The organism is Archangium sp., from assembly GCF_036277355.1.
Lineage (GTDB): Bacteria > Myxococcota > Myxococcia > Myxococcales > Myxococcaceae > Archangium.
On record NZ_DASUNC010000146.1, the window covers coordinates 103035 to 123976 of the forward strand.

Annotated in this window: 10 protein-coding genes; 3 read left to right on the forward strand and 7 right to left on the reverse strand. The window is 68.7% G+C overall.

The window, feature by feature from the left end; translation table 11 throughout:
* Positions 1-92: 92 nt before the first annotated feature.
* Positions 93-4223, reverse strand: a complete 4131-nt coding sequence (locus VFZ09_RS35815; RefSeq protein WP_329732251.1) for a TIR domain-containing protein — start codon at positions 4221-4223, stop codon at positions 93-95.
* Between the two features lie 317 nt (positions 4224-4540).
* Between VFZ09_RS35815 and VFZ09_RS35820 the strand changes: the two genes are divergently transcribed.
* Positions 4541-6433 carry a hypothetical protein gene (locus VFZ09_RS35820; RefSeq protein ID WP_329732252.1) on the forward strand — a complete coding sequence of 631 codons (1893 nt, stop codon included), beginning with the start codon at positions 4541-4543 and terminating at the stop codon, positions 6431-6433.
* Positions 6434-6495: 62 nt separating this feature from the next.
* Here the strand turns inward: VFZ09_RS35820 and VFZ09_RS35825 are convergent, their stop codons facing one another.
* The 4 genes from VFZ09_RS35825 to VFZ09_RS35840 all read right to left on the reverse strand — a co-directional run bounded on the left by VFZ09_RS35825 (position 6496) and on the right by VFZ09_RS35840 (position 13903).
* On the reverse strand, positions 6496-9006 hold the full coding sequence (locus VFZ09_RS35825; RefSeq protein ID WP_329732253.1) for an Ig-like domain-containing protein: 2511 nt from the start codon (positions 9004-9006) through the stop codon (positions 6496-6498).
* 141 nt (positions 9007-9147) lie between these two features.
* Positions 9148-9834, reverse strand: a complete 687-nt coding sequence (locus tag VFZ09_RS35830; RefSeq protein WP_329732254.1) for a hypothetical protein — start codon at positions 9832-9834, stop codon at positions 9148-9150.
* A gap of 28 nt (positions 9835-9862) precedes the next feature.
* Entirely contained in the window at positions 9863-12997 is a 3135-nt protein-coding gene (locus tag VFZ09_RS35835) for a TonB-dependent receptor (protein ID WP_329732255.1), read from the reverse strand.
* Between the two features lie 135 nt (positions 12998-13132).
* Complete coding sequence (locus VFZ09_RS35840; RefSeq protein WP_329732256.1) at positions 13133-13903, reverse strand: M35 family metallo-endopeptidase; 771 nt, start codon at positions 13901-13903, stop codon at positions 13133-13135.
* A gap of 291 nt (positions 13904-14194) precedes the next feature.
* Here VFZ09_RS35840 and VFZ09_RS35845 point away from each other — a divergent pair, with 291 nt between their 5' ends.
* The gene (locus VFZ09_RS35845) at positions 14195-16336 is read left to right on the forward strand and encodes an alpha-amylase family glycosyl hydrolase (protein WP_329732257.1); all 2142 of its coding nucleotides are present in this window, start codon (positions 14195-14197) and stop codon (positions 16334-16336) included.
* Between the two features lie 62 nt (positions 16337-16398).
* On the opposite strand, the gene VFZ09_RS35850 is transcribed toward VFZ09_RS35845, so the two are convergent.
* Entirely contained in the window at positions 16399-18795 is a 2397-nt protein-coding gene (locus VFZ09_RS35850; protein WP_329732258.1) for a PQQ-dependent sugar dehydrogenase, read from the reverse strand.
* A 266-nt stretch (positions 18796-19061) separates the two neighbouring features.
* On the reverse strand, positions 19062-20288 hold the full coding sequence (locus tag VFZ09_RS35855; RefSeq protein ID WP_329732259.1) for an MFS transporter: 1227 nt from the start codon (positions 20286-20288) through the stop codon (positions 19062-19064).
* 59 nt (positions 20289-20347) lie between these two features.
* Between VFZ09_RS35855 and VFZ09_RS35860 the strand changes: the two genes are divergently transcribed.
* On the forward strand, positions 20348-20938 hold the full coding sequence (locus VFZ09_RS35860; protein WP_329732260.1) for a hypothetical protein: 591 nt from the start codon (positions 20348-20350) through the stop codon (positions 20936-20938).
* The last annotated feature ends 4 nt before the right edge of the window (positions 20939-20942 follow it).

Sequence of the window (20942 nt, forward strand, 5' to 3'; positions counted from 1 at the left end):
CTCGAGAGGGACCCGTCACAAGATGGAGGCCCGCGCGTCATGTCGTGAGCCTCGTGGCCAGCGCCTGCTCCTCGAGGAGGTGAGCGCCCGGGTCACCGGGTGGAGCCACTGGCTCGCGCTTCCGCGGGGGGGCAGTCGCGCTTCTCGTGCAGGTAGAGCACGTGCTCCTCGCACGTCAGGTCCCGCCCGGCGCTCCAGCTCGAGAGCTGCGTCTCGAGGGGCTCCCACAGCCGGTGCGTCCAGATGCGGATGGTGCCGTTGCCATTGCGGGTGAAGAGCCGCGAGCCATCGGGGCTGAGGATGGCTCCCCGGAGCAGGCTGGCCTCCCCGAAGGGCCTGGCGAGGAGCTGACCGGACGCCGCGTCCCAGAGACAGGGGGTGTCCTCCTGGTGGGTGGTGATGACGCGCATGCCGTCGGCGCTGAACCGGGCCTCCTCCACCGGGCCGGTGGTGTGGCCCGAGAGGGTGACGAGGAGCCTGCCCGAGGCCGCGTCCCACAGGCGTGCCGTTCCGTCCATGCTGGCCGTGGCGACGCGGGCGCCGTCGGGGCTGAAGCTCGCATCCGACACCAGGCTGGTGTGGCCCGAGAGGGTGACGAGGGGCCTGCCCGAGGCCGCGTCCCACAGGCGTGCCGTCCCGTCCGTGCTGGCCGTGGCGACGCGGGCGCCGTCGGGGCTGAACTGGGCGATCCACACCTCTCCGGAGTGGCCCGAGAGGGTGACGAGGAGCCTGCCTGAGGCCGCGTCCCACAGGCGTGCCGTCCCGTCCGTGCTGGCCGTGGCGACGCGGGCGCCGTCGGGGCTGAAGTTGGCGGACCACACCTCTCCGGTGTGGCCCGAGAAGGTGGCGAGGAGCCTGCCGGTGGCCACGTCCCAGAGGCGAGCCGTCCCATCATCGCTGGTGGTGGCGATACGCGAGCCATTGGGGCTGAAGGTCGCGCCCAGCACGGCGCCGGTATGCCCCGAGAGGGACAGGAGGAGCCTGCCCGAGTCCGTATCCCAGAGGCGGGCCGTTCCATCATCTCCGGTGGTGACGGCGAGCGTCCCCTCGGCATTGAAGTCCGCCGCGGTGCCGGGCAGGGTGGTGGAGACCTTCCCCGAGGCATTCCAGAGGCGCGCCGTGCCATCGAGACTGGAGGTCGCGACGCGCGTGCCATCCGGACTGAAGGTGGCGCCCTGCAACGCGTCGGTGTGCCCCGAGAGGGTGGTGAGCAGCAATCCGGAAGCCACATCCCAGATGCGCGCGGTGCCATCCTCGCTGGCGGTGACGATGCGCGCCCCATCCGGGCGGAAACCCGCCTCCACCACGGGGCCGGTGTGCCCCACGAGGGTGGTGAGGAGCCTGCCGGAGTCCGCGCTCCACACGCGCGCGGTGCCATCCTCGCTGGCGGTGACGATGCGCGTGCCATCCGGGCTGAAGGTGGCGCCCTGCACCGCGCCGGTGTGCCCCACGAGGGTGGCGAGGAGCCTGCCGGAGTCCGCGTTCCACAGGCGCGCGGTGCCATCCGCGCTGGCGGTGACGATGCGCGTGCCCGCCGGGTTGTACCGGGCCTCCCACACCTCCGCGCGGTGTCCCGACAGGGTGGTGAGGAGCCTGCCGGAGGCCACGTCGAGCACGCGCACGGTGCCATCGTTGCTGGCGGTGACGGCGCGTGTGCTGTCGGGGCTGAACAGGGCGAACCCCACCTCCTCGGGACGCCTCGCGAGGATGTGGAGCGGCCTGCCCGAGGCCGCATCCCAGGTGCGCACCGTGCCGTCACGGCTCACGGTGATGAGGCGCTGGCCGTCCGGGCTGAACCGGGCATCCCAGACCGCATCCGTATGCCCCTCGAGGGTGACGAGGGGTCTGCCCGAGGCCACGTCCCAGATGCGTGCCGTGCCATCCTGGCTGGCGGTGACGGCGCGGGAGCCGTCGGGGTCGAACCGGGCGCTTCCCACCGGGCGGGTGTGTCTCCTCAAGGTGACCAGGGGCCTTCCGGAGGCCACGTCCCAGATGCGCACCGTCCCCTCGCTGTTGGACAGGATGATGCGTGTGCCATCGGGGTGGAACCCGGCGCGGCTGACGAGGTTGGTGGTGTCCCGGAGCACCAGCAGGGCCGGCTCGAGCTCCCACGCGGACAGGGCCCTCGCCACCTGCTCCGTCGGAGCGATGCGGTACGCCTGCTGGATGAGGAGCAGGCTGCGCTGCGGCTCCTCCTTGAGCTCCAGCAATGCATTGGCCGTCAGCTCGCGCGAGAGGGACTCATCCCGCTCCTGCCGCGCCTCCCTCCAGAAGGAGAAGATGCCCACCGAGCCCAGGGTGAGCACCAGGGCCAGCACGCGCAATCTCCGCGTCGCCCTGCGGGCCACCTGGGCCCGTGCCGCCTCGGCCCGCCTGCCCGCCTCCGCCACCCGGGCGAGTTGCTGCGAGTGTTCGAGCTCCGCCTGACGCCGGCGCTCCTCCGCGCGCCGCTCCTCGTCGCGGTGCTCCACGCTCGCATCCAGGAACTCCCGCTCGCGCTCGTTCAACGGCTCGGGCCGTCCCGAGAAGCACTCCTCGGCTTCCAGCAGGCGGGAGCCGGTGTACAGGTAGCTGGCGTCCCGCTGGTGCTCCGTCCACTCGTTGGCCGCCTCCGTCAGCCGGCGGTGGATGCTCAGCTCCCGGCGGTTCTCGTCCAGCCACCCGCGCAGGGTGGTCCACGTCTGGATGAGGATCTCGTGCGCCACCTCCACGGTGTTCTCGTGGACGACGATGAGCCGGGCCTCGGGGCCCGAGAGCGCCTGGAGCACATGCTCCACCTCGGTGGCGGGCATCCCGGGGAAGCTCAGCTCGCTGTACAGGATGCGCCGCCGCGTGTCCGGAGTGCCCTCGCCCAGCGTCGTCAGCCGCAGGAAGAGCCTCCGGGCGATCTCCCGTTGCAGGGGGCTCAGCCCCTCGTAGCAGGCCTGCGCGCGCCGCTGGAGCGCTCCCGCCACACCGCCACTCGCCTCGTAGGCGGACAGGGTCAACCAGGCGCCGCTGCGCGCCCGCCACAGCTCATACAGCGCATGCTCGAGCAGGGGCAGCGAGCCGGGCTCCTGGGACACGTCCTTCAGGATGGCGCTCACCAGCCCCTTCTCCAGGAAGGCCCCCACGGCCTGCGCGGGCCGGATGATGGCATCCCGCAGGGCCTCCGGCCCCATGCTCCCCAGCAACACCTCGCGATCCTGCAGCAGGAGCCGCAGCGTGGGGATGCGCAGGCAGCGCTCGAAGAAGTCCGCGCGCAGGGTGATGATGACGCGGAGGGCGCCGCCTCCGTGCTCGACGGCATCCCGCAGGTTCTCGAGGAAGGCCGTCGCGGACTTCGAGAGGCTTCCGTCCGCGGAATAGGTGAAGAGCTCCTCGAGCTGATCCACCACGAGCAGGAAGGTGCCGGGTTGGTCGGCCGTCAGGGTGCACACCGCGGTCCTGAAGGCATCGCGCTCCGAGCCCAGGCGCTCGTGGATCGCATCGGCGGTGGCCAGGCGGGCCTCGGGCGGCCCCAGTGTCGCGATCTGGTCCGCGAGGGCCCGGAGGGGACGGCCTCCCGGAGTCATCGTCCGGAGGCGCAGCGGGGTGTCGTCCCCCAGGCCAGAGGCCTCGAGGCGGGGGAGGACACCGCCGAGCACCAGGGAGGACTTGCCCACCCCCGAGGCCCCCACCACCGCGAGGAAGGGCGAGTGTCTCAGTTTGGCGAGCACCGTCTCTATCTCCTGCTCGCGTCCGAAGAAGAACCGGGCGTGCCGCTTGCCGAAGGGCAGCAGGCCCCGGTAGGGAGCGGGCTCGTCGGGGAGCTGGAAGGTGTCCTGCTTGGGGGCCTGGCCCTTGATGCCCGCCACCAGCCGGGTGAATGCGGCGGCATCCTCCAGCCCCGCCCGGAAGTCCACCCAGGTGCGCTGGGCCAGGAAGCCCGTCACCTCCTCGGCTCTCGCACCGGGAAGGAGCACGGGGATGACGCGGTACTCATCCCGGGTCCTCACCGCGTTGGCCAGCGCGACCCGCACCTCCTCGTTGTGCCAGGGCGCGACGCCCGAGGGCCCGAAGAAGACGGCCACCGACTGGCTCTTCTCCAGCGCGTCTTCCAGAGAGGGTTGCCACCTCGTGCCCGGCACCAGGTTCCAGGTGTCCAGGAAGGGACGCAGCCCGGCCTCGGACCTCAGCCGCTCCGCCAGGAGCTCGACCGCCGCCTTGTCCTGGCTGTTATGGGAAAGGAATACATCGAACATCCTCCATCCTCATCGCGCTCGCTCTTCCCGGGAGGCGCTCGGCCGGTGCCCCTCATGCTTCAAGGTAGGCACACCTTCCCTCAGGAAGGGACTGCGCCCGGCCCATTTGTGACATTCCCGGCGTGTGGCTCTGTCAGGGAATGCACTCCCAGGTTGTTGTACCTCCTCATGTATTCCCGGAAAATCATGGAAGGTGGAACGCGGGTTCCTCATCCCTGCCCCCGGGCGCGAGACCGCTGTCCCCGCCTGGGTGATGGCGTCATGGCACACCGGCTGCTCTCCGTGGTGGCTCGTTGGACCACGGAGAGGAGAAGCGCATGCGGAAGTCCCTCATTCGTTGTGGACTGGTCGTGGCCTGTGTCCTGGCGGGCTGCGGGGGCGAGGAGTGGGTGGAGGACGTGGAGGACGTCGCGGAAGGGGGGATGCCGGACGATCCGGATGATCCGGTGACCGCGATGCACGTCCCCGTGGAGCAGCGCGATGCCTTCGCCATCCCCTTCGACGGGCATGGCCTCTCGCCCACTCCACTGAGTGAGGTGCGCAGAGGGCCGAACGCGGGCAGAAGGCCCATCCGCATCCTCAACATCCCGAGGCCGCGCCGCACGCCTGGCACCCTCGCGACGTTGCCCAAGAGTGAGCTCAACAGACTGGACCTGGACGATTTGCGAGGCCCCGGCTTCCCGGGTCTGGGAAGGGACTTTTCATCTTTCAGTTCCCTCCATGAGCAACCGGCTCCTTCCGGTGATGTCGATTCCGACTACTACGTTCAGGCCGTCAACGACACCATCGCCGTGTTCGACAAACGGCGCGGGGGCATCATCGCGGGGCCTCTGCCCGCCCAGCGGTTGTGGGCTGGAACTCCTTGCGAAGGACCTTCGCTGACCGACGGGACGGTTCGCTATGACTCCCTGAACAAGCGGTGGATCATCACCTACCGTGGCACGGTGCGCGCCGCGGCACGCACGCGCATCGAAACCGTCTCGACGGCGGACCTGGCGCCCGACGTCCAGGCCTCGTGGGCGAACCGGGACAGGCACTACCAATGCGTGGCGGTGTCGCAGACGTCCAACCCCACCGGCTCGTACTTCCGGTATGTCGCCACGTTCGAGGGGTTCAACGCCTTCCCGAAGCTCAGTGTGTGGAGGGATGCCTATTACCTGACGACCACCATGTCCTCGGTTGGCGCCGACGGCGAGATCCACCCGCGCCGCGCGAGGATTTGCGCCATGGAGCAGGCGAAGATGCTGGAGGGCAGGTCCGCCAGGATGTTGTGTTTCAATCTGGACGCCCATGTCAAACACTACCAGGATCTGCTGGCGGCCGATCTGGACATGGGCGCGACGCCCGGGGACTCCGAGGCGCCACCCGTGGGCGCACCGCTCCATGTCTTCTCCCTGCGCCAGACGCGGCCCCGGGTCCCCATGACGTCCAGGACCTATGACTTCTTCAACCGGCTGGGGGTCTGGAAGGTGTTCGTGGACTGGAACGCGCCGGAGCCGCGCCACGCCAGCACGCTCATCGGCCCCCACGAGCTCCGGGTGGAGCGCTTCCAGATGGAATTCGAGGTGAAGCCGTGGGACGCCACGAGGAATCGGGAGTCTTCCAGCGTGAGGCTCAATCCGCTGGAGTACAAGCTGTCGGGCCGCGCGCCCTACCGCAACTTCGGTGACCATCAGGCCGTGCTCCTCACCCATGCCATCAACAGGCCCGGTGACTCCACCCGGGGCAGTGCCCTGCGCTGGTACGAGATCCGGTTGCCCGCGGCTCCCCAGGACTGGCCCGCGAGTCAACCCTATCAATACGGCACCTATGCGCCGGATGATGGCTACCGGTGGTTGGGCAGCATTGCCTTCGACAAGGCAGGCAACATCGCCCTGGCCTACACCGTGACCGGCAGGGATCGTCCTCCCTCCCTCTTCTATACCGGCCGCACGACGAGCTGTGATGCGACGGGACCCAGGGCGACGCGGGGGACGATGGCCCGGGTGGAGAAGGAGCTCAAACTGGGAGGGGATCGCCAGGAATTCCCGAACTGGTCGACCTCCAGCACCCTGAACGTCGACCCGGACGGCTGCACCTTCTGGTACACGGCGCAATACACGAGGGGACGGAGCATCCAGTCGTTCTGGCGTACCCATATCAGATCCTTCCAGCTGCCGGGCTGTGCCAGCAACAGCTCGCAGGCGGTCAGGTGCCCTCCCTATCCCTGAAAGGGAAGACGGAGAGCCGGCGCGGGACTCTTCCAGCGCCGGCTCCCCGGGAGCTGCGTTCCTCACGGCCGGGCGGAGGCCCCGCTGCTCTCTCCGAGCTTCACGAGCGTCGAGCGGACCCGCACGTTCACCCCGGCATCGTCGATGAGGAAGCCGGTGGCACTCGAGGCATCCTCGTCGCTCTCGAACACGATGCGGAGGGTGCGCCCGCGGAAGGCGCTCAGGTCGAAGCTCCGCTGCGTGTAGTCCGGGCCCGCATCGAGGTTGCTATAGCGGGCCAGGGTGGCCACCGTGCGGCCGCGGGGGTCGAGCAGCCGCACCGTCAGGGTGTCCCGCGCGCTGGAGGCCGTCTCGGTGGTGTGGACGCGCAGCCAGAAGGTCAGCTCGGCGCCGCAGGCTCCCTCGGGAATGGAGAGCTCCTGGGAGAGGGTGTCGCGGTGGCGCTTGCCGTAGCCGCCCAGCCAGGCCCGCCAGGCGCCCGTATGGGCCGGCAGGGTGGGGCTGGTGATGTGGCTGATGACGCCGGCCGTGGCCCGCCAGCCCGTGGGGCCATCCTCGAAGCCCGGGTTGGCCAGGAGCTGCGCGGTGGTGCCACACACCTCATTGGCGACGATGACCGTCACCGAGGCCTGGCCCACGTTGCCGGCCGCGTCGTAGGCCTGGAGGAGCAGCTCATGGCGGCCGTCGGGCACTTTCGTGCTGTCCCACTCGAAGCGGTACGGCGCGTACTTGTCGGTGTCCACCGGCCGCCCGTCCACGGAGAGCACCACCCGGATGACGCCCACGTCGTCCTTCACCAGGGCGAGCACCTCCACCTCGCCCCTCACCGTGGCGCCGTTGCCCGGCGAGAGGAGGGTCACCGTGGGCGCCAGCAGATCACACCCCGGCATCCGGAACGAACCGATGCGCGTGCTCCAGTCGAGGTTGAACATGTCCTCCTCTTCCTCTCTTCTGGCTGACTCCGGTACGGCCTCCGGTGCGTTCAGGTACATGTTCGTGTACCAGAAGGTGCAGCCATCCACCGGATCGACGTTCATGGAGCTGTAGTCTCCCCAGTTGTTCAGCACGAAGGAGGCGTGGCCCCGTGCCAGGGTCTTCTCGCCGCCCATCTTCCCCAGGGGATCCGAGGCCCGCCGGACGGTGTAGCGGATGGAGGGGTAGAGCTTGCTGCTGGAGATGGAGTACCCCAGGGCGATGTTGCCCATCCCGTCCGAGGCGATGCTGCCCATCCAGCGGTAGTGCGAATCCGGTGCGTAGGTTCCCTGCTGGTACACGATGGGAGACTCCGGGTGGCGGAGCTCGTACCAGCGCATGCCGCCGCGATCCTCGTCCGCCCAGACGGAGTGGGTGAGGAGCACGGACTGGTGGCCGCCGAAGTTGCGGTAGGGCGCGCGGTTCATCAACACGTCCCCCAGGGAGTCCAACGCGGGCGCCCCGTCGCCTCGCTGGGGCACGCAGCGGGTCGTCTGCTCGCCGCCTTCCTCGCAGAGCAGGGGCGTGAAGGGCACCACCGAGATGGGGTGGGGACCGGTGAAGCTGCTGCGGGCCGGCTCGTCCCAGTCCACGTGGAACTTCCACATCTCCAGGGTGGAGTCCTCGCCCAGCCCGAAGGTGAAGTGGGGGGAGCCCGCGGGCGGCGGCCTCGGTCCATCCAGGTCGGCTGGAAGCAGCCCGAAGGAATCCGTGTCGAAGCATTGCAGCGTGGCGGCCGCATCACCCACCAGCATGCGGGCCCGGTCCAGGGCGCAGACCCGCGCGATGGTGAGGTCTGCCCGTACCTCCATGTTGAACGTCATGTAATAGGCGTCCGGCCAGAGCCCCAGCTTCGGGTAGTCATTGGGGGCCTCGAACCTGAAGGCATACCGGTGGTAGCGGCCGGTGGGATCTCCCGTCTCCGACACCGCCACGCATTCGTGGTAGCGGTTGATATTGGGCTCGAGGATGAACTGGGTGACGACCCAGCGGTCGGCCAGGTGATCGTACCGGATCACGCCATCTCCATCCCGGCTGTCGTCATCACGGAGGGGGTCGGCGCAGGGACCCCCGAAGCCGTACCACAGCATCCGGGTGGGCACGGGCCCGAACACGACGCGCCCGCCTTTGTCGAACACGGAGATGCTGGAGTTGACGATCTGCATGTAGTGCTCGGGTCCCACATCCCCGGCGGGATCCGCTGGAAAGCGCTCCACCGTGAAGGGGCCATCGGGCCCGGCGAAGCCCTGGCCCATGCCCTCCACCTCCAGCAGGAGCTCGGGGATCTTCCAGGCGCCGGGGTGGCGCTGGATGATGGGATCCTCGAAGGGGGGAGGGGGATGCCACGACTGGCGGAAAGGGCGGCGCAGGCGCGGTCTGTTCACGTGCGGCTTCGCGGGCGGCACGGGGAGGTCTCGCAACGGCTCCGAGAGATCCTGGTGGGTGGGCGCGATGACCTGGGGCCCGTATCGAACGGGCGCCGGGTCCTCCCTTTCGGCCGGTGCGAGTGTCTCCTCGCTTCCCGCCAGATCTTCCACCGCACCGCCACAGCCCGCCAGCACGCATGCCGCGAGCATCCACTGAATGACTTGCTGCCTCATCGCTTCCTCCCAAGGTTGGAATGGATGAGGCTTCGTCAGCAGCGCACGTGCCATGGCACGGAGAGGAGTGGCGACGACACACTCCATGCTCCCCGGGGTGGATTCTGGGGAAGCGGGTTTCCCAGTCAGTGCAGGGGGATGCTACGGGTGGGTAGAAGGCGGACGCCGTGCCGGGACGCAGCGAAGCAGGACGGGGTCGCAGGTGACGGCGAAACGGGGGGGAATCCTCTCGGATTGTTGGCAAAGGCTTTCGTCTGGTGTGTCGGGGGCGTCCGCGTCCGCGCAGTCGAGGTCCCCGGGCCACATGGCCCAGGCCTCGTACCGGGCGGTGCAGCCATCCGCCGTGTACTCCAGGTCCGCGATCAATTGCGTCCCCGGCACCTCGGGCCGCGTCACGATCCGGACGTTGCTCCAACGATAGAGGGCATCCGCGGGAAGCCCCTGCTCCGGATCCTCCGGGACATGCTTCTCCGCGACCGAGAGGGAGGGGATGGTGCAGAAGCCCTCCGCATCCGCCTCCGCCGGCAGCACGCCGAGCGAGTAGGGCGGGTGCTCGGGATCCAGCTCATCCGTTGCATCCATGTCATTGAGCGTCTGCGGTTTGAGGGCCAGGAGCCGTTCTCCCGTGGACCGGGTATAGGCCTGGAGTCCGAGGCTCTCGCCCGGGAGCTCGGGGCAGGTACTGGTGCCCACGGGTTTGTAGGTGGCCACCCAGTCGACTCCCTGGACCTGGCAGCCGAGGGAGGGCTGCCGCGTGTCACAGGATGCGGCGAGGGCGGAGGCCGCCGTCAGAAGCAGGAGGCGCTTGCTCGGGAAATGCCGGGTCATGGGAATCTCCTGACAACCGCTGGCCACATCAGAAGGACAGCCGGGCGCTGAACCGGAAGGAACGAGGCAACTGGTAGCTGACGGGCTTGCCGAAGTTCGGGTTGAGCTCTCCTGGCTCGAGCGGATCGCCATTCGTGCGCCTCAGCTCCGGCAGATCCTCCCGCGTCCCGTTCGGGAGGGGGCGGACGTCCTGGAGCGTGTACTGCTCGTCATAGGCGGTGACCGCCTGGAAGTTGAAGAGGTTGAACACATCCACGCCCGCCGAGGCCGTCAGGGTTCTCGTCAACCTGTAGGAAATGGCCAGACGGCTGTCGATCCGGTGGAGCCAGGGCAGGCGTCCGGCGGAGCCGCGGGGGAGGATGAAGACCTGGCCTCCGCCGAACACCTCGTGCGAGCCGAGATGGCTGTAGGGCGTTCCCGAGCCGCCGAAATAGGAGAGGCCGAGCTGGATGCCCAGGTCCGGTCCGAACACGAACTCCCGGGCGGCGAACACCTGGAACTGGTGCGTGCGGTCCGCCGGCAGCGGGCCCTGGCGGTTGATGGACAGCGAGGGAGAATCGAAGTCGGTGTTGTTGTTGGGGTTCAGCTCACCGGTTTCGCTGAGGAACAGGCCCTCGTAGTTGCCGCGCAGGAAGGAGAGCGTGTAGCTCGCCTGGAACAGCCACTGCTCGGCGAAGGTGCGCTGGAGGAGGAGGGTTGCCGCGTCGTACGTCCGCGTGGCCTTCTCGAAGTCCTGCCCCAGGCCATATCCCGGATTGCCGATGAGGAACGTCCCCGCCTCGTCCCGGCTCATGCTCTCCACGACCTTGTCGAGGGAGCGGTGCGTATAGGAGAGGCCGATGCGGAAGGAGGGGAAGAGCTCGTAATCCGCACCGGCGACCCACTCCGTGGTGGATTGAGGCTGGATGTCCGGGTCCACGAGGGGGCTGTTCGCCCCCTCCACCCGCCACAGCCGGCTGGGGTCCAGGGGCGACATGTCCACCTGGTAGGGCAGCCGCGCGAGGTCCGAGGAACACGCCTCCCTGGCCGCTGGCTCCAGGGGACGGCAGACCTCCGCGCTCTTGCGTGAGAGCACCTGGGGCGCGCCCGGGAAGGCGTTGTCGATGAGGTTCAGCGGGAGCGTCTCGAAATAGCGCGCGTAGCTGGCGTACAGCCGGGAGCGGCCGGAGCGGGTGGGGTCGACGATGAGGCCCAGCCGGGGTGACCACTGGTGGGCGAGCACCAGCGCCAGCTCGTTGCTTCCCCGCAGCCACTGGGTGTCATAGCGCACGCCCAGGTTGAAGGTGGCCAGGTCGAGCACGCTCCAACTGTCCTGCACGAAGGCACCCAGGGTGTTGGACCTGGAGAGGGCTCGATAGGAGCGGAGGAGGCGCGCCTGATCGGGGCCGAGCAGGTAGCCGTACTGGGTGTCGTCCTCGAAGTAGGCGCCTTCCTCCGACTCGAACATCAGACTTCCGCCGCTCACCGCCCGGAGGTGGTCGTAGCGCGTCCATTCGGCATCCAGGCCCGCCTTGAGCACATGCTGACCCGCGGCCCGCCCCAGCAAAGTTCCGACGAGCCGTCCCTGGTAGCGGTCCAGCGTCCGCTCCTCCAGGGCGCCCGGGCCGCCGGTGACGTAGCCGAAGACCGGGCAGAGCTGCGCTGCCTCCTCCGGGGTGGTGCCACAGACGGATGGGTCTGGCAGCGGCTCGAAATCCTGGAGGGCGTGCTCGTAGGGGCTGCGCCGTTCCCAGCTGACCTGGGGGAGCTCCGACAGCCCCTGCCTGCTGCCCGCCCGCGAGCCATCCGAGGCACGGATGGCGCTCTCCTGGTGGTGCCAGCCCAGCGTGACGTCCAGGAGCAGGTGCTTGTTGAAGAACGAGGAGGACGTCTTGAGTCCCACGTCCAGACCGTTCCTGAAGCGCTGGGTGCTCAGGGCCTCGGGCGCCCCCTGGATGACGGTGACTTCCGGGGCACCGTTGTCCGCGAGGAAGGAGAAGCGCCCCGGGCCGCCCGAGGAGCCGGGGGTGCCCAACACCGAGAGCGTCACGGTGTGGTTCTGGCTCGCCAGGAACGTCAGCTTCCCGATGTATTGGAGGGCTCGCTGGTCCGCGAAGAAGTTCCGCTGCGTCCCCTCGATGCGCCGCGTCCGCGTGAAGCCCTCCTCGTCTTGCAGCGTCTCCCCGTTCTCGTCGAGCACCCGCACGTTGAGGTTGCGCTCGAGCTGGTACCGGGTGAACGAGGGCGCCACGCCCACGTAGAACCAGAGCTTGTCCCGGAGGAGGGGACCGCCCAGCTCGATGCCAAGGTCTCCCAGGTTCCACAGGGACTCCCGGCCGGAGATCGCGCCCACCTCCTGGCGGATCTCCCTGCCCCCCGTGGCGAACGTCCCCGGCGTGTAGTTGCCGAACACGGAGCCGTGGAACGCGTTGGAGCCGGACTTCGTCACCACGTCGACCACGCCTCCCGTGGCGCGGCCGAACTCGGGCAGGTAGCCACCGGAGAGGACGTTCACCTCCTGGACGAACTCGATGCTCAGCGGTGTGCCGTTGACGCCGGTGCTGGGATCGTTCACCGAGATGCCATCGATGAGGTACTGGTTCTCCGGGGAGGTGGCGCCACTGAGGGAGGTCCCGTAGGGGTCCGCGTTCGCACCGGGCGCCAGCTCCGCCACGGACTCGAAGGAGCGCGCCGCCGCGTTCTTTCCGCCTGGCGCCACGACGACGATGTTGCGCAGCAGCTCCGTGTTGACGTTCAGCCCGGTGGAGGTGGAGCCCACGTCGATGGTGGGCGCGCGCCCCACCACGAGGATCTCCTCGCTCAAGGCCGAGTCGGGGAGCAGCTCCACGTTCACGCGCACCGAGTAGCCCAGCCGGAGGGTGACATCGCCGCGCGAGAAGGGCCGGTACGTGTCCTTGTCGAAGCTCAGCGTGTACCGGCCGGAGGGCAGCTGCGGGAGGCGGTACTGGCCGGAGGCATCGGTGACGGCCACCTGCTCCCCCTGGAGACTGGGAGAGCGGGCCGTCACCACCACGTCCGGGACGGGCTGCCGCGTCGAGGCGTCGAGGATGGTGCCGAACAGCACCGACGTCCCCTGGGCCAGGGCCATGCCTCCCACCAGACAGGTGAGCAGCGCCAGGCTCCTGGAGGCGACGGTCCGGACGGCCTGATGGGAGACGTGCATGGGCTCTTCCCCCCCGGAGAGGTGGATGGAGGAAGAGCCTCAGTAGCGCCATTCGGGGGCGGGCATCCATCACCCCCACGGCAGACCGTGGGGTTGACTCGCCGACCTTCGTGATGACGCGCGCCGCCTGGCGGGCTACGGCAGGGCGGGGTTGTTCTCCGCGATGTACTCGTGGTTGTCCGCGTTGTCCAAGGCCTTGGTGGGGCTGGAGGAGGCCAGGCTCTTGGCGGCGCTCTGGCCGTAGGCCCAGTCATCCGTGGCGGCCACCACGTTGAAGTGGCTCATCTCGTGCACCAGGGTGCCCGCCTTGGAGTCCGTGCCCGTGTTGGGGGCGTTCCAGAAGGCGCCGCACACGTAGATCTTGTACGGAGAGGCCGGGTACACGTACGCGTAGGTGCCCGTGTCCGTGCAGCTGCAGTCCACCACGACGGCCGCGGAGGCGAACGCGTTCTTGATGTTGGTGAAGTGGCTGCGCGCCGTGGACAGGTTGGTGCTGGAGTAGGCACCGAACCAGGTGGTGTAGCGCGAGGTCCCCGAGGAGATGCTGTTGAGGTAGCTCGAGGTGTTGTTCGCGTAGGTGGTGGCGGAGCTGAACGCGGTGGAGATGGCCGAGGCGCGGGTGCTCGAGCAGTTGCTCGCCGCCGTCACGCCCAGGGCGGACACGGTGCCGAGCGCCTGGAGCCCGGGCTCGGCGTTGGGGCGGCCCTCGATGAACAGGCTCACGGCGTTGGAGTCGAGCTGGGCGGCGCGGGTGAGCACCACGTTGTGGTGGCTGAGCGACTGCGCGGCGAAGCGGATGGTGTAGTTGCCGGTCTCGCGCAGATCATACAGACCGGAGAGGGCGGCGGTGCCGGACACGCTCTCGCCCGGCTGCAGGACGATGAAGTCCTCCGCGCGCGGCGCCATGCGCTTGATGTGGGGGCCGCGGTACCCTTGCCAACCCGGTCAATCGTTTTCTCTAGCACAAAAATGGATTCCGCGCACCGCGGCTTCTCGCGGAAATCAGCATCCATGGATGCCAGTGATTGATTGGGAGTCCATTGATTGCCAGGCCATTGATTGCCAGGCCAAGGAGCTGGGGTCCCAGGGGAGGTGGGGGTGCCCAGGGATGTTTGCTCCCCCAACGACTGTGGCCTACGGTCGCGCGCCATGAGCGCATCCAACGACCCAAGGACCACAACCCCAGGAGCTTCCCTCATGCAGTGGCGTCCCTCTCTTCTCGCACTGGCGATGGCCGGTGTCCTCTCCTCCTGCCGTGGCGGCAATGGCGGAGGAGGGGAGCCCGAGCCCCAACCGCCCGCCCCCGAGCCCGCGGCCTACAGGGTGACGGTCAATACCGCGGCGGCCCGGGCCGACAGCCGTCTGGCCTGCTTCAAGGGCAACGGCGAGGCCGAGTGTGGCCTGCGCCTGTATCAGATCATGGTCGAGGCCTTCGTCGATGGCGACAGCACCGCGAATTACAACACCGGCTATGGCACCAGCCCCCACAAGGGAGACCTGCAGGGAATCATCAACAGCCTCGATTACATCCAATCGACCGGCGTGAACGCCGTCTGGCTCACCCCGATCTTCAAGAGCGTACGCGTGGCCGGCCAGAACGACTGGGCCGATCGTCTCGATGCCACCGGCTACTTCGCCTCGGACTACTTCAACGTCGACCCCCACTTCGGCACCCATGACAAGCTGAAGGAGCTGGTGGCCGCCGCCCATGCCCGGGGGATGTATGTGTTTCTCGATGGCGTGTTCGGCCATTACAAGATCAACGCCCAGGACTACGCCTCGCCCATGGGCCGCAAGGTCTCCACCACCGGTGGCTCCCAGGGAGACACCGGGCGGTCCGCCGTCTATCCGGACGACCTCGAGTTCTTCAAGGAGGTCGCCGCGCACTGGGTGACCGAGTACCAGATCGACGGCTGGCGTCTGGATCAGGCCTATCAGGTCCCGGTGCAGTATTGGGATGACCTTCGCGCCGCCGTCGCCGACGCCGCGGCCAGCACGAGCTACACCAACCAGGCCGGCCAGACGGTCCATCCGCTCGGCTACATGGTGGGGGAGATCTGGCGGAGCGCGGGGGAGATCTCCAGCCAGGGTTATGGCACCACCGCGAGCCCCGGACTGCTGTCCGTGTTCGATTTCCCCGTGCGCTACAGCCTGGTGCAGACGCTCGCCGTCGAGGAGAGTGGCACGGGCAACCGCGCGGCGAGCAATCTCCATACGGGTTACCTGAGCCAGCTGGCCTACCCCGCGCATGCCATGCCGAACCTGATGCTGACCAACCATGACGTGGTCCGCTTCGGCGATCTGCTCCAGCGCGGAACCCTGGCGGACCCCACGAGCGAGGCGTACTGGGCGCGCCACAAGGCCGCCTTCAGCTTCATGGCCTCGTACAGCGGTCCCATCACCCTCTACTACGGCGATGAGATCGGCCAGGAGCTGCCGGGGTTCTCGGCCCGTGAAAGCAACGCGACGTGTGCCGTCAACGGGCGCTGCGATGACCATGTCTCCCGCACCGCCGCCATCGTGGAAGGTGTTCCGTCCACCGTCGGCGGCGCGCCCGCGGTGCTCTCGGCCGAGCAGGCCAGCCTGAAGAGCCACGTGGCCGCGCTGATGGCCTTGCGCGATGCCCACCCGGCGTTGGCCAATGGCAGCCGCACGCACATCTTCTCGGACACGAACGTCTACATCGATCGCAAGGACAAGGGCACCGACCACATCCTGTATGTGTTGAACACGAAGGCGGACCCGGCGGTGATCACCGTGGCGGGAGCGGCCATTGGCAGTGCCGGGGCGCTCGCCGGGTTGCTGGATGGGGCCGAGGTGGTGGGCTCCGGTGGCAACTACGAGCTCCGGCTGAAGCCGTTCGAAGCCAGGTTCTTCGAGATCGTCTCGCCGACGGCCGAGGGCCCGCAGGTGGGCGAGGGCAGTGATCTCTCGGGCGAGGGACCGCTGGCCGGCTGCAACACTCCGGCCGTCGAGGGCCTGGGGCCCCTCAACAAGGAGATGTTCATCCGTGGCAGCTATGCCGGTGGAGAGAACTTCGGCGCGACGCCGGCCAGCCGCCGTTTCGTCTACAAGGGAAACAATCTCTACCAGGTGGTGGTCCGTGAGCCGGTGCCCACCGCCTACACCTTCAAGTTCGCCAGCGCGGATTGGTCGAAGGAGTTCGCGGTGAAGAGTTCCGCCGCGGTGGTGATCGCCACGGAGCAGACCCTGGCGGTCGCCGCGGGCAATGGCACCGAGTCCTCCATCGCCATTCCGGAAGCCGGTGACTACGTGTTCAGCTTCCGCATCAACGCCACCCTCAACGGCGGCGAGATGATGGTGAGCAGGTGCGAGTGACGCACTGACGTGGAAGGCCGGGGCGGGGGAGGGCCCGGCGCGAGCCCTCCTCCGCCTTCCCCTCACAGCCGGCGCCAGCCGAGCTGGGACACCGCGCCGCCACCGTTCTCGTAGTACTCCATGATCACCCGGTGGCGGCCCTTCCACAGGAAGATGAGCCCGCTGTACGTCGTGGGACCCTGATCCCGCCAGGCATCGATGACGCGGGAGCCGTCCACATCCACGCGGACCCCATCATCCGCCCGCGCGGTGAAGCGGTACGTTCCATAGTTGAGCGAGAACCAGCCCGTCCAACGCACCGAGAAGTGATCCGCCGCGACCTCTGGCGCGGGGCTGTCCAGGCCCCAGTCGTAGGAGAGGGGAGCCGGCTCGCAGCGCACCATCACGGGCTCGCCGCCGAGCCAGGGGTTGTTGAAGTACTCCGCCCGGAATTGTCCCTCCGGACACTCGGCCGGCACGGGCCGGGCGAACGTGGCCGTGTACGTGGCGCTCGTCTCACCCGCCTCGACCTGATGCTCCAGCGCCCCTCCGTCCGACCAGCCCTGAAACTCATAGGGCTCCTGTGGCGAGGGCGCGCTCACGGTATTGCGCGAGCCGGCGACGGCCGTGCGTGTCAGCGGGGCCGTTCCGCTCTGCCCGTTGAGGAGCACCCTCAGGCCGGAGGGGACCGTCTCCAGTGTCAGCTGCACCGTCCGGGGGTAGATGCTCACCGTGTGCCTGGCCGTCAGGCCCCCCGAGTCGGAGGCCGACAGCGTGAGATCGAAGTAGAACTCGTCTCCGTGGTCCGGAATGAGGAGGCTCCCACTGGCGCCCGTGGAGGCGCTGTACGGGTGGGCATGGCACGTCCCCTGGATGCAGTGGTGCAACGTGACGATCCACGAGAGCCTGTCCGCGGGAAGCCTTCCATCCTCGGCATCGCTCGCCTCGCCCGACCAGGTGATGACGTCCCCCACCTTGAACGAGGAGCCGTGCGCGGGCGAGGTGATGGTCACGACAGGCGCCAGGTTGCCCACGACGATGGCCACGCTCGCCGAGCGGGTGCCGCCGCGTCTGTCGCTCACGGTCAGCCGGGCGGTGTAGTCCCCGTTGGCGGTGTACGTGTGTTCCGGATGGGCCAGGTTCGAGCCCGTGCCATCCCCGAAGTCCCAGCTGTACTCGAGCAGATCTCCATCCGGGTCTCCGGTCCCCTCGCTCGAGAACCGCACGAGCAGCGGCGCATACCCGTTGCTCGGAGCCGCCGAGGCCACCACCGTGGGAGGCGTGTTCCCCGCCGTGTAGCGGATGCGGCGCACCTGCCCCTCGGCGATGGCCACGTAGTAGACGTCTCCGCCCGGTCCCGGGCTGATGGCGGCCGGAGTGTGGGCATCGGCGAAGAAGGTCACGCTGCCAGGAACCAGGTCGTCGTTCTCGTCCACGCGCAGGGTGCGCAACCAGCTCTGGACGTAGTCTCCGAAGAAGAAGGCGCCCCAGTAGGCGGAGGGGTAGTCCGTGCCCGTATAGAAGAACCCGGCGGTGGCACACGCGCTTCCACCGTTGTGGCTCCAGAAGTACAGCGGTGGCTTCACCGCGGAGGCGCCCCGGGCGTAGAGCGCCTGGCAGGCCGGTTTGGGCGCGTAGCCTCCCTGGGGCTCGGGGCCCTCGTAACACGGCCAGCCGAAGTTGGCCCCTGGCGTGGCGACGTTGAGCTCCTCGTACTGGCCCCAGCCCACGTCTCCCAGGTAGGGCCGGCCCGTGTCCGGACGCAGGTGGAAGCGGTAGGCATTGCGCAGCCCGTAGCTGAAGACCTTCGAGCGATTGGCCCGGGCTTCTCCCGTCCAGAACGGATTGGTGGGCAATCCCTCTCCGAAGCGGGTGATGTGCAGGAGCTTGCCCGCGAGCGAATCGAGGTCCTGCGCTCGCAGGGCGTTGTCGTCGACGAATGAGAATTCGGCCCCATCCCCCAGGGTGACGAAGAGCGTGCCGTCCGGGGCGAACTCGAGGTGGCCGATGCTGTGCGAGGGGCTGTCGGAGGGAATGCAGTCCGACCCCGCGGGGAGGTCATTGCAGGAGGCGGCCACCTGGGTGCCCAACAGGATGACCTCGCTGGTGGGCGAGGCGGTGTTGCCCACCACCGTGTACCGCGCCAGCCGTCCCACCTTGGGCTCGAAGTCGTCCCAGGCGTCGTCATCGTAGGTGTAGAGGAGATAGATGAACCCGTTCGCCGCGAACTCCGGGTCCACCGCCAGGCTCATCAGCCCACGATCATGGGTGGAATTCACCCGCTCCCGGATGTCGAGCAGGGGCGTGGGCAGGAGCACGCCATTCTCATGAATCCGTACCACTCCCTCCTTCTCCGTGATGAGGAACCGGCCATCGGGCAGGGGCACGAAGGCCGTGGGCACCTCCAGCCCCGAGATGAAGACCTCGTCGGAGAATCCACCCGGCAGGACCGGGCTCGCGCCGCGTGCAGGTGTCGACACCAGCAGAATCCATCCCAACCACGGCACGAGGAACGCCGCGCACGGGATGAACCCGCGTGATGAACAAGGTCTTGCCATGTCAGCTCCTTCGCAGGGGGCTCGGAAAGCTGGCCTCTGCCTTGCTCGCCACCATTCGTCCCGAGGTGCCGTCCACTGTCCGATTCCGGCACGCTCTCGACTCTCCGCGTCATCCGAGCGAAGCGCTGATTCTCCACCCGTGAGGAGTGCGGCACGTTCGTCCCGCACTCCTCCCCCCCATGGCTGACTCAGCGGACATCCCGGGCCGCGGCTCCGGCGCCGCGCTGTCTTCCCAGTCCCTCCCGCTTCAGCAGCGCTCCGAGCACCGTGGCTCCGAGCGCGATGAGTGCTCCCGCGGTGAAGGGCGCGCTGGCGCCCAGGGTCTTGTAGAGCGCGCCGCTGGCCACCGGGCCCACGGTGCGGGCGAGACCTCCCGAGGACTGCGCCAGCCCGAGGGTCAGGCCGAGCAGCGAGGGATCGGCGGCCTGGGAGGCCAGGCTCCCCAGGAGGGGCTGGATGAGGCCGAGCCCCGTGCCGAGCAGGAAGACGGAGGCGACCAGGGGGAGGGGTTGAGCCGCCACACTCACGCCCAGCATCCCGGCGCACAGCAGCAGGGTGCCGAGGATGAGCAGGCGCACCTCGCCCACGAGCTTGGACAGCGGGCCGATGAGGCCTCCCTGGATGACGAGCCCCAGCCCACCGACCAGCGCGAAGATGTAGCCCACCTGCTTCGCGCCCCAGCCGAGCCGCTCCTGGGCGAGCAGCGCGAAGGCCACCTGGAGCGTCGTCATGGAGAGGAAGACGAAGAAGTAGAGCAGCAGCATGAGCCTCAGCGCGCGCTGCCGGGGCGAGCGGTGGAAGACGCTCAGCCGCGAGGGGGGCTTCGCCGGAGTGGAGCGGGTGGGATGGGTCTCGGGCATGGCCACGAGCACGCCGAGCGCGCCGAGCAGGGCGAGCGCCGCCGCCGCCAGCGGGGGAAACCACGCGCCCCACTGGGAGAGCTGTCCGCCGATCATGGGGCCCAGGACGAGTCCCAGGCCGATGCCCGCCCCGAGCCGGCCCATGGCCCGCGCGCGGTGCTCGGACGGGGTGACGTCCGCGAGCACGGCCTGACACGCCGAGATGTTGCCCGAGGTGGCGCCCGCCAGGATGCGCGAGACGAAGAGGAGCGGCAGCAGGTGGTGGTAGCTGGCCAGGGAGAAGAGGCCCATGGCGACGGCGTTGGCCGCGAGGCTCATCAGGATGATGGGCCGGCGGCCGTACCGGTCCGAGAAGCGCCCGAGGATCGGGGTGGCGAGCAGCTGCGTGAAGGAGAAGCTGCCGAGCAGCACACCGACGGTGAGCTCCGAGCCGCCCATCGACTGGACGTAGAAGGGCAGGAGCGGGATGACGATGCCGAAGCCCACCAGGTCGAGGAACACCGTCACGAAGACGAGCGCCTCGATCCGGCGGAGCGGCCATGGGGCTGGAGCCATGCCCGCACTCTAGGGGGCCCGGACGTCCTTCCCCAGTGGGGAGTTCATGGCACCATTTCATGGCACCGTTTCATGGCACCATCGGCGGCATGACTCGCACGATGTTGTTGCTGTGGGTGTCCCTCGCGCTCGCCGCCTGCGCCCGCTCCACCGCGTCCCAGCGCGAGGGCGAGGCCCCGGCCATGGCCTTCAAGTCCTCACTGGCGGTGCTGCTCGAGCACCGCGCCGAGCTGGCCCTCACCCCCGAGCAGGTGGAGCGCTTCGAGCAGCTGGAGTTCGGCCTCCACGAGAAGAACATCGGACTCCAGCAGCAGCTGGACGTCCTGCGGACCCAGAGCAAGAAGGACAACCGGCCCTGGCACGGGGGCTACATGGGGGGCGGGACGCATGACGCCCATGGGGGAAAGGGCGGCAGCATGGGGCCTCCGGATGCGGAGCAGGCGCGGGCCGTGCGGCGCGAGCGGCTGGAGCGCATCGACTCCACGCTGCGCCAGATGCAGGACAACGACACGCTGTCCTACATGGAGGCGGAGAAGGTGCTGAGCGACGCGCAGAAGCCCCGCGCGCGCGAGCTCTTCTCCCAGGAGCGCGGCAAGCTGCTCAAGCAGCTCGAGGCGCTCCACTACCGGTTGCGCAAGGGCGACTACTGACGCC